At 71.7% G+C, this 12613-nt stretch carries 7 protein-coding genes and 1 pseudogene; 7 read left to right on the forward strand and 1 reads right to left on the reverse strand.

What is annotated here, in order from left to right:
- Positions 1 to 983: 983 nt before the first annotated feature.
- Positions 984 to 1226: pseudogene (locus ACGFYV_RS18485) on the reverse strand (radical SAM protein); the annotation flags it as partial.
- 134 nt (positions 1227 to 1360) lie between these two features.
- Between ACGFYV_RS18485 and ACGFYV_RS18490 the strand changes: the two are divergent.
- The 7 genes from ACGFYV_RS18490 to ACGFYV_RS18520 all read left to right on the forward strand — a co-directional run bounded on the left by ACGFYV_RS18490 (position 1361) and on the right by ACGFYV_RS18520 (position 12611).
- On the forward strand, positions 1361 to 1804 hold the full coding sequence (locus ACGFYV_RS18490) for an SRPBCC family protein (protein ID WP_393879445.1): 444 nt from the start codon (positions 1361 to 1363) through the stop codon (positions 1802 to 1804).
- A 163-nt stretch (positions 1805 to 1967) separates the two neighbouring features.
- Positions 1968 to 4412 (forward strand): MFS transporter, encoded by a 2445-nt coding sequence (locus ACGFYV_RS18495; protein ID WP_393879446.1) that lies wholly within the window; start codon positions 1968 to 1970, stop codon positions 4410 to 4412.
- A 153-nt stretch (positions 4413 to 4565) separates the two neighbouring features.
- Positions 4566 to 7127, forward strand: a complete 2562-nt coding sequence (locus tag ACGFYV_RS18500) for a SpoIIE family protein phosphatase (RefSeq protein ID WP_393879447.1) — start codon at positions 4566 to 4568, stop codon at positions 7125 to 7127.
- Positions 7128 to 7272: 145 nt separating this feature from the next.
- The gene (locus tag ACGFYV_RS18505) at positions 7273 to 7992 is read left to right on the forward strand and encodes a class I SAM-dependent methyltransferase (RefSeq protein WP_393879448.1); all 720 of its coding nucleotides are present in this window, start codon (positions 7273 to 7275) and stop codon (positions 7990 to 7992) included.
- A gap of 232 nt (positions 7993 to 8224) precedes the next feature.
- Complete coding sequence (locus ACGFYV_RS18510) at positions 8225 to 9820, forward strand: glycosyltransferase family 2 protein (protein ID WP_393879449.1); 1596 nt, start codon at positions 8225 to 8227, stop codon at positions 9818 to 9820.
- Positions 9817 to 10836: a glycoside hydrolase family 26 protein gene (locus tag ACGFYV_RS18515; protein WP_393879450.1), complete on the forward strand. Its 1020-nt coding sequence runs from the start codon at positions 9817 to 9819 to the stop codon at positions 10834 to 10836. The genes ACGFYV_RS18510 and ACGFYV_RS18515 overlap by 4 nt, the downstream gene beginning before the upstream one ends.
- Before the next feature lie 11 nt (positions 10837 to 10847).
- Positions 10848 to 12611 (forward strand): ArnT family glycosyltransferase, encoded by a 1764-nt coding sequence (locus tag ACGFYV_RS18520; RefSeq protein WP_393879451.1) that lies wholly within the window; start codon positions 10848 to 10850, stop codon positions 12609 to 12611.
- Positions 12612 to 12613 lie beyond the last annotated feature (2 nt).

Consider the following 12613-nt stretch of genomic DNA (forward strand, 5'->3'; position numbering starts at 1 on the left):
CGGCCCGATGCCGCCGATCGCCGTCCTGGCAGGTCTTCCGGGGAACGCCCGTCGAATGAAGGACTGCTCTTCAACGAGCAGGCAAGAAGAAGAGAAGGTGCATCCACCCGCATACGAGGGGCTGCGCAGACGGCTGAGCCGCATGCTGTCGCGGCACCGAAGACGTTCCTCATGGCCGGCGACCGTGGCCGCGGTGCTGGCCACGGCGCTGATCTGCGGCCTGGGGGTGCCCGCCGAGGCGGCGGTGCCAGGCCCGTCCGCCCTACAGGTCGCTTCCGCGCAGGCCGCGGCCTCGTCCGGCGCAGGAGCCCTCAGTGTCGCCCCGGACGCCGCCGGGGACCTGACCCTGAGCTTCGACGCGGGCGAGAACCTCGACCAGAACATCCTGGGACACCACCGGAACTCGAAGATGTCCATGGCGAGACGTCGTCAGAAGAGCAGCTCAGGCTCAACTTCCGAGAAGCATCCTCCGCGGTCCTCCGCGGCGAGGACCCCGGGGACGACCGTCGGCCTCTCCCGGTCGGGGAAGACCACGACGACACAGACGGCCTGCGCTGACCTGAGCGCACACACGGAATCGCTCCGGTGAGCGTCAGGGAAGTCACAGGGGTCGTCTGGGCCTCGCGGGGCGATTGTCCGCAGGCTGGTTCCGCGTGGCCTGTACGGGCCGGTGCAGGATTACCTCGATGGTGTCTTGGCGACTGGCGCGTCCCTGAAGTGTGGCTGCTGCTGGTGCGTCGGTTACAGGCGCTTGGCTGTGCGGTCGCGCAGCAGCAGCCACTGACTCGCGTCGGCGCCGCCTGAGCGTGCATCCGGTCCATGCAGCAGCACGGCGTAAGCCGTCCTCTCCGCCTTGCTCGGGGCGGCATACTGGCCTGGCGCCTCCGGGGTCGGGAATGACCTCGTCATGCCTTTCCAGGCCTTGTCCGCGTTCGGAGTGCTGAGCATCGGCCCTCCCGGGCTCAATAGGGTCATGAAGTGAAGTACACGCACGCGTGCGAGCAACCGCGGTACGGGTTCACCGTCCACTCGAACGGCATGCGCGAGGCGCCGGGGACCCGGTTCAGGATCGAGCGGGCCCGGATCTCGTGGAAGGTGATTCCGCGGAACTCGGGCGTGTCGACGGTGCGGGTCGTGACGGCGTCCGCGCCGAACAGCGCGGCATCGGCGGCCCGGCCGTGACCGGCGGACTCCTCGGACTCCACGGTGAGGTTCTCCCAGCGCATGACGCCTCCTCGGTAGCTCGTCGCACACAATAGAACATCTGTTCCCATGATCGTGCGACCCCCGATTTGGGCGGCCGGGTGCGAGGGTGGTTGGCTTGTCCCCGTCCCGAGAGAACAGGTCCTGGAGGAACGCGATGGCGCAGGTCGAAGCCACTACCGAGCGGGTCGTCACAGCGGACGCGGACACGGTGTTCGACGCGCTCGCCGACTACAGCGGCACGCGGCAGAAGCTGCTGCCCGAGCAGTTCAGCGAGTACGAGGTGCGCGAGGGCGGCGACGGCGAGGGCACCCTCGTCCACTGGAAGCTCCAGGCCACCAGCAAGCGGGTGCGCGACTGCCTCCTGGAGGTCAGCGAGCCCACCGACGGTGAGCTGGTCGAGAAGGACCGCAACTCGTCGATGGTCACCACCTGGCGCGTCACCCCCGCCGGCGAGGGCAGCTCCCGGGTCGTCGTCACGACCACCTGGACGGGGGCCGGCGGCATCGGCGGCTTCTTCGAGAAGACGTTCGCGCCCAAGGGGCTCGGCCGGATCTACGACGGGATCCTCGCCCGGCTCGCCACCGAGGTCGGGAAGTAGCCCCAAACACCCACCGGTGAGGGGGCGTTGCTCCGCTCACGATCCCTCACCGGTTCGAGTGGATCTCCTCACGAACCACGGCCATGCCGTAACTCGCCGTACTTGTTCGCAGTTGTCGCCTTACGCGGGAAATGTGCGACAGGTGCGACGAGGGGAGCGGTACGTGGGCGGGACGACTCTGGTGCGGGACGAGCCGGTCACGGCGACGGCCGAGCCTCCCGCACCGCCCCCACCGGCCGGCGCCGCCGGACTCGCCCCGCGCCGTGTGCGGTTGGTCTTCCTCGGCCTCATGCTGGCGCTGCTCCTCGCCGCGCTGGACCAGATGATCGTCGCCACCGCGCTCCCGAAGATCGTCGGCGAACTGCACGGCCTGGACAAGATGTCCTGGGCGATCACCGCCTACCTGCTCACCTCCACCATCGGCCTGCCGCTGTACGGCAAGGTCGGCGACCTCTTCGGCCGCAAGGGCGTCTTCCAGTTCGCGATCCTGGTCTTCGTCGTCGGCTCCGCGCTCGCCGGACGGGCGCAGAGCATGGACCAGCTGATCGCCTTCCGCGCCGTGCAGGGCGTCGGCGCGGGCGGGCTCATGATCGGTGTGCAGGCGATCATCGCCGACATCGTGCCGCCCCGGGAACGCGGCCGCTACATGGGCCTGATCGGCGCCGCGTTCGGCCTCGCCTCCGTCGCGGGGCCCCTGCTCGGCGGCTACTTCACCGACCACCTCTCCTGGCGCTGGTGCTTCTACATCAACGTGCCCTTCGGCCTGGTCACCCTCGCCGTCGTCACCGTGGTCCTCAAACTGCCCCGGACGCGGGTCCGCGCCCGCCTCGACGTCCTCGGCGCCCTGCTGCTCGCCGCGGCCTCCACCTGCCTGGTCCTGCTGACCAGTTGGGGCGGCACCGAATACGCCTGGGGCTCACGGCAGATCCTCGGGCTCGGCGCGGGCGCGCTCGCCGCGGTCGTCCTCTTCCTCGTCGCCGAACACTTCGCCGCCGAACCCCTCATCCCGCTGCGGCTGTTCCGGGACCCCGTCTTCAACGTCACCGCTCTGGTCGGCCTGGTGATCGGCGTCGCCCTGTTCGGCGCCGCCAGCTACCTGCCCACCTTCCTGCAGATGGTCGACGGAGCCAGCGCCACCGGGTCCGGACTGCTGATGCTGCCGATGATGGCCGGCATCGTCGGCGCCTCGATCATCGGCGGACAACTCATCAGCCACACCGGCCGCTACAAGATCTTCCCCCTCCTCGGCGGCGCCCTGTCCGCCGTCGGCATGTGGCTGTTGTCCCGCCTCGACATCGGCACACCTCGGCTGCAGTACAGCATCTGGATGGCCGTGCTCGGCGCCGGCATCGGCCTGGTCATGCCCGTCCTGGTGCTCGCCGTGCAGAACTCCGTGCGCCCCGCCGACCTCGGCACCGCCACCAGCGCCAACAACTACTTCCGGCAGATCGGCGGCAGCGTCGGCGCCGCCGTCTTCGGCACCCTCTTCGCCGACCGGCTCACCGGCTCCCTGCGCGAGGAACTCCCCCCGCGCGCGAGCGCCGGCCTGCCCGACCCCGAGTCCCTCACCCCGCAGCTCGTCCACGCGCTGCCGGCGGCCCTGCGCGACGCCTACATCCGCGCCTACGCCGACGCGATGCCCCGGATCTTCCTCTACCTCGTCCCGGTGCTCCTCGTCGGCCTGCTCATCGCCTTCTTCCTCAAGGAGAAACCCCTGGTGTCCCACAACGCCCCCGCCACCGACCCGGATACCGCGCCGCTCAACGCCTCGATCCCGGGGGCCCGCCCCGAGCCGCCGGCCGGAGCCGCCGCCCACGCGCACGCCCACGCCCACCGCGCCTCGTACGCCGCCGGGATCCCCGTCTGCGGCACGGTGCAGCACCCCGACGGGACCGTGGTGCCCCGCGCGGCCCTCACCCTCATCGACGTCGCCGGACAGCAGATCGGCCGGGGCGCCAGCGGCGACGACGGCCGCTACGCGCTCGCCACGCCCGGCTCCGGGTCCTACGTGCTGATCGCCGCGGCCGGCGGCCACCAGCCGCAGGCGGTCTCGGTCACGGTCGGCGAGCGGCCCGTCGAACTCGACGTCGTCCTCGGCGGCGCGGGACGCCTCGCCGGCAGCGTGCTCACCGCCGACGGCACCCCCGTGCGCGACGCCACCGTCACCCTCACCAACGTGCACGGCGAGGTCGTCGCCACCACCCGCAGCGGGCGCGAGGGCGGCTACGTCATCACCGAACTGGTCGCCGGCGAGTACACCCTCGCCTCCAGCGCCCCCGCCTTCCGCCCCGCCGCCCTCCCCGTCACCGTGCAGGCCGCCCGGGAGACCCGGCAGGACGTCGAACTCGCCGGCGGCGCCGTCCTCAAGGGCACCGTCCGCGCGGGCGGCGGACGGCCGGTCGAGGACGCCCGCGTCACCCTTCTCGACGCCGCCGGGAACGTCGTCGACACCCTCACCACCGGAGCCGACGGAACGTTCCGCTTCGTGGACCTGTCCTCCGGCGAGTACACCGTCATCGCCGCCGGTTACCCGCCGGTCGCCACGGTTTTGCAGGTCGCGGGCGGCGGCCGCACGGAACGGGACCTCCAGTTGGGCCACGAGGACTGAGCGGGGCGCCCCCAGGGGGCCGGTCCGCGCGCCGGTGCCGCCCGGCACGGCCAATTCCAGGATTGCCGCACATCGCGACCGACGGCCGCCGTACCGTAGTGGCGGGCGGCACAGATCGTTTGCGGACAGCCGTGGGGAGAGAGGGCCTGGGCCATGGACCATGGCAGCGAGCGGGACACACCTCCCGGCAGCGGCGCCGGTGACGCCGCGGCGGGCCGGATCCCGCTGGCCGTGGTCGTCGTCGACCGCGACGGACTGGTCTCCCACTGGAGCAGCGGCGCCCGCAGGCTGTTCGGCGCGAGCCGTGAGGACGCCGTCGGGCGCCCCGCCGTCGACCTGCTGCCGGTCTCCGGCGCGTTCTGCGACGACCACGCGGGCGACGAGCGGCCCGGCGGCTACGCACGGTACGAGACGGAGGACGGGCTCGGCCCCGATCCGGAGGGCTTCCTCGCCGGCCGCACCGCCTACCCGAGCGCGGGCCGCGCCCGGGTCTTCCCGCAGGACGCCTCCCGCCGGGGCGGACAACCCGCCCCCGACGCCCCCGGGTCCGGCGTGCCGGGGTCCGGCGTGCCCGACCCCGAAGGCGCCGACGGCGGGCGGGTCGACGTGCTGTGGTGGGCCTACCCGCTGGTCGGCCCCGGGCCGTTCCGGCTGCTGGTGCTCGCCGCCGACGCCACCCCGCTGCGCGACGGGCGCGGCTACGACGACGAGAGCACCCGACGCGTCTCGCCCGGCTTCGCCCACCACGGCGACCTTCCCGCCTCCGACGAACTGGAGCGACGCCTGCCCGAGATCCTGCCCAACATGGGTCCGGGACCGAGCAGCCACATCGTCTCCCAGATCCTCGAACTCGGCTATCCGGTCCTGGAGTTCAGCCAGTTCGACAGGGTGCCCGTCACCCCGTACTGGGGTGTGCCCCGGCGCGCCGGACGCGCCCGCCCCGAGCCCGTCCTCGTCTCCCGCCCCGAGCCCGTCCTCGTCCCCCGCCAGCGCACGGCCCCGGTCGTTCCCGTCGGCGCCGAACGGGACCTCGAGTACGCCGCCGTGCGCGAGCGGCTCGAGTTCCTCAACGAGGTCAGTTCCGGCATCGGCACCTCCCTCGACCTCGGCGAGACCATCCGCGAGGTCACCAGCGCCGCCGTGCCCCGCTTCGCCGACTTCGCCGGCACCCATCTGCGTTCGGCGGTCCTGGCCGGCGAGGGCTTCCCGGACGGCCCGCCCGACGCGACCACGGTGATGCACCGCGTCTGGGTCGAGCACAACGACGAACCGGGCCGCTGGGACGACACCGTGCCGGTCGGCGAGGCGTTCGCCTTCCCCGAACACACCCCGTTCTACACCTGCATGGTCACGGGCGAACCGGTCCTCATCCCGCGCGTCACCGAGGAACTGTCCGAGCGGATCTCCGGCGAGTTCGAGAAGCGCGACCTGCGGCCCCTCATCGGCGGACGTTCCCTGCTGATCGTCCCGCTCAAGGCGCGCAACGTGGTCCTCGGCTTCATGGTCCTGATGCGCCGCCCCGACCGCCCCGCGTTCGACGACATGGACCGCACCACCGGCGCCGAACTCGCCGCACGCGCCGGTCTCGTGCTCGACAACGCCCGCATGTACACGTACCAGGAGAACGTCGCCGACACCCTCCAGGACAGCATGCTGCCGCAGGTCACCCCGCGGATGCCCGGCTGTGACGTGGCGACCCGCTATCTGCCCGGCACCCGGCTCGGACGGATCGGCGGCGACTGGTTCGACACCATCAAGCTGCCCGGCTCCCGCACCGCGCTCGTCGTCGGCGACGTCATGGGCCATGGCCTCAACTCCGCGGCGATGATGGGCCAGTTGCGTACGGCCGTGCAGACCATGGCCGCCATGGAGACCCCGCCGGTCCAACTCCTGCGCAACCTCGACGACCTGGCCCGCAGGCTCGGCGAGAACTACCTCGCCACCTGCCTGTACGCCGTCTACGACCCCATCCGCGGCGAGGTGCGGCTCGCCAACGCCGGGCACATCCCGCCCGTGCTGGTGCGCGCCGAGGACGGCAGCAGCGAACTGATCGACCTGCCCACCGGCGCTCCCGTCGGCGTCGGCGGTGTCCCCTTCGAGTCCGCCGTGATCCGCGTCCGGCCCGGTGACCGGCTGGTCCTGTGCACCGACGGCCTGGTCGAGGTGCGCGGCTCCGACATCGGCGAAGGCCTCGCCGCGCTCTGCGAGTCCGCGGCGCACCCCGCCGCCTCCATGGACGACGCCTGCGACACCATCATCCGCGCCCTCAACACCCACGGTGGCCGCAAGGACGACGTCGCCCTCCTCATGGCCCGGCTCAACGGCATCCCGGGCGACCACGTCGCCGAGTGGCGGCTCGACGCCGATCCGCGCGAAGTGGCCAGGGCGCGCGGGCTGGTCCGCGGGCAACTGGATCGCTGGGGGCTGCCGGGGGCCGTCGAGACGGCACAGCTGCTGGTCAGCGAGGTCGTCACCAACGCGGTCCGGCACGGCACAGGCGGGACGGTCGGACTGCGTCTCGTGCGCACCGACGCGCTGCTGTTCGAGGTCACCGACGACGAGCCCGCCCTGCCCGCCATGCTGGCCGTCGGCCCGTCCGACGAGTCCGGGCGCGGTCTGCGCGTGGTCAGCCGCCTGGCCCGCGAATGGGGCGCCACCACCAGCGGCCACCGCAAGACCGTCTGGTTCGAGCAGTCCCTCACCGGAGGCCACTGAACGGGGCCCTGCCGAACGGGCCCCGCCCAGCGAACCCCACGGAACGAACCCCACCGAACGAACCCCCCGGAACGGGCCCGCCCTCTTGCCGTGGACGCACCGACCGCGATATCCCGATCACGGAACCGACCGTGGGGAGATCGCAATGAACGTTTCGGACAACTACCGCAACTCCTGGGAGAGTTACTGGCGCGAGACGTCGGACGAGACGGGCGAGGCGATCTGGGACTCCGACCCGTCCCTCACCGCCGAACCGCACAGCGAACTGCTCCTGCCGTACGCCGACACCGCCCGCACCATCGTCGACCTCGGCTGCGGCAACGGCACCCAGACCCGCTACCTCGCCACCCGGTTCGCCCGCGCCGTCGGCGTCGACCTCTCGCACGCGGCCGTCGAGCACGCCCGCCGAGCCGTCGCCGACGACACGATCGAGTTCCAGCAGCTCGACCTCACCGACACCGAGGCCGTACGCGCCCTGCACACCCGGCTCGGCGACAGCAACGTCTACATGCGTGCCGTCATCCACCAGAGCGAACCGGGGGCGCGTGCCGCCGTGGCCGCCGCCGTCGCCGAGATCATCGGCAGTGCGGGACGCGCGTTCGTCGTCGAACTCACCTCCGGCTCCCGGAACGTCCTCAAGCACGCCGCCTCCGGCCCCGAGGGTCCCGGACCCAAGCTGCGCCGGGTCTTCGAGCACGGCCTCAAGCCCGCCGACGCCGGGGACGAGGAGATCCCCGAACTGCTCGCCGACGCCGGCCTGGACATCCTCGCCACCGGCGAGACGGTCCTGCCGCAGACCGAGAACCTCGCCGACGGCACCCGCATCGACCTGCCCGCACGCTGGTTCGTGCTCGCCGGGAAGTGAGCGGGGCCCGGACTCCCTGAGACCGGGCGGCGCGGGGCGGACGGCACGGTGCCGCCGCCCCACGCGCATAGCCCCCCACCTGGCCGGATCCGGCCCCGCCCGGCCGGTGTCCGCCACGGAACCCACCCCGCCGTGACGCGGTCGTGTCTCATCCGTGAAGACCTGTCCTATAGCATTCCCTTCGCACAAGCACCCGAAGGTGCACCCGCAGGTGTAGAGGGGGGCCTCACACGTGACCGTCCGCACGGCCGAAGTACGCAGCCGGGGGCGGCGGCGTGCTCCGCGCTCGGGGCGCCTTACGGCCCCCGAGGGGCTGCTGCCGACACCGCCCGACGAGCGGGAGAAGTACAGCTACGTCAAGCGCCACACCTGGGTGCTGACGTCCAGTTCCCTCATCGGCTTCGTCTGCGTGCTGCTCAGCCAGGCCGACACGGCCCGGCACAGCGTGTGGATCTGGGTGTTCGCGCCCACCCTCCTGCTGGCCGTCGTCGGATTCCTGATATCCATGCGCCTGGAGGCGTTCGCCCCCAGCTTCGACCTCAAGGGCCACCGCCGCCTGGTGCGCGACTGGCAGCCGCCGCACCACCCGAGCGTCGACGTCTTCCTGCCGGTGTGCGGGGAGCCCATCGAGGTGCTGCACAACACCTGGCGCCATGTGCGGATCCTGGCCGACACCTATCCGGGCCACGTCGAGGTCCTGGTGCTCGACGACGGGGACAGCGCGGAAGCGGCGGCCATGGCCGCCGACTTCGGCTTCCGCCACCTGGTGCGGCCCAATCGGGGCTGGATGAAGAAGGCCGGAAACCTCCGCCACGGCTTCGAGCGCTCCAGCGGCGAGGCGATCCTCATCCTGGACGCCGACTTCGTCCCGCGCCCCGACCTGCTCCACGAACTGCTGCCGTACCTGGACGCCGACCCGCGCTGCGCCATCGTCCAGTCCCCGCAGTTCTTCCGCGTGCTGGACCAGCAGAACTGGATCGAGCGCGGCGCCGGCGCCGTCCAGGAGCTGTTCTACCGCTCGGTGCAGGTCTCCCGGCAGCGCAGCGACGGCTCCATCTGCGTCGGCTCCTGCGCGGTGTACCGGCGTGCCGCCCTGGACGAGATCGGCGGCACCAGCCTCATCGAGCACTCCGAGGACATGCACACCGGCTTCGACCTGCGGGCCCGCGGCTGGGACCTGCACTACGTCCCGCTCGCGCTGTCCACCGGCATGTGCCCGGACAGCGTGGGCGCCTACTACAACCAGCAGTACCGCTGGTGCATGGCCTCCATGAGCATGCTCGGCAGCCTGCGCGAGTTCTGGCAGGTGAAGATGCGCTTCGCCAGCCGGCTCTGCTACATGTCCGGGTTCATCTACTACATCGAGACGGCGCTGCTCACCTTCACCACGCCGCTGATCGCGCTGACCCTGCTGATCCACTACCCGGACCAGCTGCAGGCCACCAACTACTGGATGGTGCTGCCCAGCCTGCTCTACCTGACCGTCGTCTACCCGCTGTGGCACCGCAACCCCTACCGTCTTGAGGCCTGGGCGACCCGGGTGATGTACGGCTGGGCGCACGTCTTCGCCATCTGGGACGTCGTACGCCGACGCCCGATGGGCTGGCAGCCCACCGGTTCCAGCGGTGCGAAGAAGAACAAGACCCGGCGTTTCTGGGGCGGCATGTGGCTGTGGAGCGCCCCCACCGCCGTGCTCTGGCCGGCCCTCGCCCTGTGGCGGATGAACGGCGCCCACCCGGAGAACTTCGCGCTGATGCTGGCCTCCGGGCTGTTCTACGCGGTGGCCGTCGGCCGGGTACTGATCCAGCCCAAGGAGGTGACCGCGTGAAGGCCACCCTCGCCCGGACGCTGGCGGCCCTGCTGACCGCGATCGTCTGCCTGTCGGGCTGCGTCAGCTCCGGTGAGAAGCCCGTCGGCGCCGGCGGCGACGGCGCCCAGCCCGCCGCGACCATGCCGGGCGGCGGCAAGCTGTACGCGCATCCTCAGCCGTACGACGTCACCCCGCTGCTGCACCCCGGCAAGAAGTACTTCGGCGCCACCTTCGACGGCGTCCCCAAGGACCTCGGCCCCGTCAGCCGCTACGCCTCCCAGGTCGGGCGCAACCCGACCATGCTGGAGTACTACCTCGGCTGGGGCGACGCGCTCCAGGCCGACCAGACCCGGGCCGTGTGGAACAACGGTCAGATGCCGTACATCGCCTGGGAGCCCCACAAGGCGACCCTCGCCCAGATCGCCGACGGCAGCCAGGACGCGTACATCGTCGACACCGCCCGCACCCTGCGCGCCGTCAACGTGCCCGTGGCCATCAGCTTCGCCCACGAGATGAACGGCGCCTGGTACCCCTGGGGCACCAAGGACGCGACCCCCGCGCAGTTCGTGAAGGCGTGGCGCCATGTGCACGACGTCTTCCAGGACGAGGGCGTCTCCACCGTCATCTGGGTCTGGAGCCCGAACGTCATCAACCCCGTGCCCCAGGTGGCCCTCAAGCCCTTCTACCCCGGGGACGGCTACGTCGACTGGATCGGCGTCGTCGGCTACTACGCGCGCTCCGGCGCCCAGGACTTCCAGGGCCTGTTCGGACCCACCTTCCAGCAGGTCAGGACGTTCACGCAGCGCCCGTTCCTGCTGGCCGAGACGGGCGCCCAGCCCAACCCCCGCAAGAGCGCGCAGATCACCGAGCTGCTGAAGACCGTCGCCGACCGCCGCGACATCGTGGGCTTCATCTGGTTCGACCTGGACAAGGAGACGGACTGGCGGGTCGACAGCAGCCCCGACACCCTCGCCGCGTTCCGCACGGCAGCCCAGAACCCCGCCTACGGCCTCGACTTCACCGCCCTGAAGTAGACGAGAAGAACATGACCCACACCGAGCCCCCGACCAAGGCTCGCACCGACACCGAGGGCCACGACTGGCTCGACGGGAGCGACGACGCGTCCGCACCACCGCCGCTCCCGGTGCACGAACGGACCATGCAGCTGCGGGTCCTGCCACCCCCGCCTACGGAGGCGGACCCCGGCTTCTCCTTCGTCGAGGAGCCCCTGCCCGGCTGGACCCTGCCGCCGCCCGCCCTGATGGGCTGGGCCGCCGACACCGGGCGCCGGCGCCGCATGGTGGGCCTCGCGCTGCTCGCCGTCATCCTGCTCGTGCAGGCCGTGCTGTCGCTCCGGCTCACCAACTCCGCCTTCGAGGACGAGGCGCTGTACGTGTACGCCGGCCACGTGGAGATCGGCCGTCTCTTCTACGGGAAACCGGACTTCGGCGGCTTCGACGCCTACTTCTCGGGCGCCCCCGTCCTGTACCCGGTGCTGGCCGCGGCCGTCGACTCCGTCCTCGGCCTCGCCGGGGTCCGCGCGCTCAGTCTGCTGTTCATGCTGACCGCCACCGCCTGCCTGTACGGGCTGACCCGGCGGCTGTTCAACGAGCGCGCCGGGCTGTGCGCCGGTGCGCTGTTCGCCGTCTCCATGCCGACCCTGTTCCTCGGCCACTTCGCCACGTACGACGCCATGGCGGTCTGCCTGCTGGCCCTGACCGCCTGGCTCCTGGTGGTGATCGCGCCCCGGCACTGGGCGTACGCCGTGCCGGTCGGGTTCGTCGCCGCGCTCGCGGTCGCCGTGAAGTACGCCTCCGCGCTGTTCCTGCCCACCCTGGTCCTGCTGTACGTGCTGGCCGCCTACCGGCACCACCATGTGCGCCGGGCCCTGGTGCACGGCGCGGTCTTCAGCGCGGCCACCCTCGCCGTGCTGTTCGGCGGCCTCGCGGCCAGCGGCTATCTGACGGCCATCCAGAGCACCACCACCGCCCGCGCCCACGGCGGCACCCCCGCCTGGCAGATCATCCAGGACACCGGCCGCTGGGCGGGACTGCTCGTCGCCGTCGCCCTGGTCGGCACGGTCACCTACGCGCGCACCGCCCGGCTGAGCGAGATACCCGGCTGGCGCCGTGCCGTGCCCGGCCGGCGCTGGCGCACCTGCCTGGGAGTGCTGCTCACCGGCACCGCGCTGCTCGCGCCCGCCTACCAGATCCATCTGCAGACCGAGACGTCCCTGCAGAAGCACATCGGCTTCGGGCTGTTCTTCGCCGCGCCCATGGCGGGCGTCGGGGTGACCCGGCTGATGGGCGCCCACCTCAAGTTCCCGCAGTGGGGCATCGCCATCGGGGTCGTCGCCCTCACCCTGGGCCTGAGCCAGTCCGCCGCCTACTTCGGCAGCTGGCCCGACACCCGCTACCTGATCCCGCAGTTGTCCTACACGGTGCGCCCCGGACAGCACTGGCTGGGCGATCCGAAGGAGGGCCCGGTCTACTACCTCAGCCGCGAGCGCCGCACCTCCTACCAGGACTGGCTGTCCTTCTTCTTCATCGACTACAAGACCCCGGACGGCCGCCATCTGTCCGGCATCCCCGGGTACCGCGCGGCCGTGCGCGACGGCTACTTCGACGGCGTGGTCCTGAACTACTCCGGCGGGCTGCCCGCGGCCGAGGAGGCGGTGCGCCAGGAGATGCGCTCCAGCGGACGCTACCGGCTGACCGGATCGCTGCCGTACCGGACGTCGACGGGCGGCGGGCACTTCGAGATCTGGATCAGACAGGGAGGTGCCGGGCCCGGAAACGGTCACGGCTGAGG

The organism is Streptomyces sp. NPDC048297 (assembly GCF_043201585.1).
Lineage (GTDB): Bacteria > Actinomycetota > Actinomycetes > Streptomycetales > Streptomycetaceae > Streptomyces.

Bases quoted from the DNA above. Each gene is read 5' to 3' on its own strand.
- ACGFYV_RS18500 (WP_393879447.1), top strand. From the start codon at position 4,566: ATGGACCATGGCAGCGAGCGGGACACACCTCCCGGCAGCGGCGCCGGT.
- ACGFYV_RS18505 (WP_393879448.1), top strand. From the start codon at position 7,273: ATGAACGTTTCGGACAACTACCGCAACTCCTGGGAGAGTTACTGGCGC.
- ACGFYV_RS18520 (WP_393879451.1), top strand. From the start codon at position 10,848: ATGACCCACACCGAGCCCCCGACCAAGGCTCGCACCGACACCGAGGGC.
- ACGFYV_RS18490 (WP_393879445.1), top strand. From the start codon at position 1,361: ATGGCGCAGGTCGAAGCCACTACCGAGCGGGTCGTCACAGCGGACGCG.